The sequence below is a fragment of the Vibrio sp. 1F253 genome, assembly GCF_041439295.1.
Taxonomy (GTDB): domain Bacteria; phylum Pseudomonadota; class Gammaproteobacteria; order Enterobacterales; family Vibrionaceae; genus Vibrio; species Vibrio tasmaniensis_A.
This window is the reverse complement of the sequence record NZ_JBGONU010000132.1, coordinates 1-1,628: the sequence shown is the minus strand read 5'-3', so window position 1 is coordinate 1,628 and position 1,628 is coordinate 1. Positions and strand designations below refer to the sequence as shown.

Annotated in this window: 1 protein-coding gene; it reads right to left on the bottom strand. The window is 43.4% G+C overall.

Annotated features, from left to right (window positions below):
* Window positions 1-131: 131 nt before the first annotated feature.
* Window positions 132-1,325: an acetate/propionate family kinase gene (locus ACED28_RS23155; protein ID WP_009844798.1), complete on the bottom strand. Its 1,194-nt coding sequence runs from the start codon at window positions 1,323-1,325 to the stop codon at window positions 132-134.
* Between the last annotated feature and the right edge of the window lie 303 nt (window positions 1,326-1,628).

Genomic DNA, 1,628 nt, shown 5'->3' with positions numbered 1-1,628 from the left:
CATTAGTGATTGTACTCACTTAACTCAGTGTCCAAAACTGCTGGTGCGGATCACCCCGAACAAGAAACAAAAAAGCGAGCCACCAGGGCTCGCTTTCAAATCGTCTATATTTACTTAAACAGTTACTTAAATTACAGAAGCTCTACCGACTGTTGAGCAATTACGAACTCTTCATTCGTTGGAATAACCATTGCTACTGCGTCTAACATCTCTGATTTAGCGATGATACCTTCTGCGCCAAAGCGAGCGGCTTCATTGCCTGCTACGTCTTCAACAAAACCAAGAATCTTAAGGTTGCTTAGGATCTCACGACGAATTGGTAGAGAGTTCTCACCGATACCACCAGTGAAGATGATGCCGTCTAAAGAGTCTAGCGTTGCAAGGTAAGAAGCAACGTATTTAGCAACGCGGTAAGTAAACACCTCGAAAGCAAGCTTAGCGCCTTCGTGGCCCTCTTCCATCGCTTCTAGAATGCCACGAGCATCGCTCGTTAGACCAGACACGCCAAGGAAGCCAGACTCCTTGTTTAGAGAGTTAAATACTTGCTCTTGTGACCAACCTTTCTTTAGTAGGTACTCGATGATACCAGGGTCTAAGTCACCACAACGTGTGCCCATCATAAGGCCAGAAAGCGGTGTGAAGCCCATTGACGTATCAACACTGTTACCGTCTTTGATAGCACATACAGATGCACCGTTACCTAGGTGAACAGAGATGAAGCTAGCTTGTTCAACTGGCTTGTTGACCATTTTCGCAGCTTCACGGCTAACGAAGTAGTGGCTCGTACCGTGGAAACCGTAACGACGAACACCGAAGTCTGTGTATAGTTCTTTTGCGATTGCACCAGTAAATGCACGTTGTGGCATTGTTTGGTGGAAAGCCGTATCAAATACAGCAAATTGAGGTAAAGAAGGGAAAGCTTCAATCGCAGCGCGGATACCAATAGCACCTGCAGGGTTATGAAGTGGAGCTAGGTCAGATAGGCTCTCAATCTCACTCGTTACTTCTTCAGTAATACGAACCGTTTGAGTGAACTTCTCGCCGCCGTGAACGATACGGTGCCCGATAGCCACTATATCAGCAGTGAAGCCTAGATCTTCCATCAATCCAACCAGTTTGCCAATGGCAATTTTGTGGTGGTTATCTTCACCTTGAATGGCAATTTCAGTTTTCTGACCTTGATACTTCCAGCTCATACGAGCATCTTCAAGACCAAAACACTCCCCTAAGCCACTCAATACGGCTTCACCAGAAACAGAATCAATAACAGCAAATTTTAGGGATGAACTACCCGAGTTAATAACCAGAACAAACGAATTAGACATTGGATATGGATCCTGTTTCAGTACGAATTGGATGAAGTGTTTACTTCAATTTTAGTTAAGCCCATTATTCAATAATTTTTGAATCTTTCAACTTTTGTTTTACAAAAAGCACCAAATGAACACAATTAAGTTGATCTGAGTCATTAGTTCATTTATTTCGAGAGCGAAATTAAAAAATAGTTGAATATGACAGTTGGTCAATAAACGAAATAAAGGACTGCTCACACTAGGGCGTGTTGACCTTTCGAGGTTAAATTTTGTTCGAGATAAAAGCGTTTTAATCGCGGCGAGGGGGAAGTAGCC

Bases quoted from the DNA above. Each gene is read 5' to 3' on its own strand.
- ACED28_RS23155 (WP_009844798.1), bottom strand. From the start codon at position 1,325: ATGTCTAATTCGTTTGTTCTGGTTATTAACTCGGGTAGTTCATCCCTA.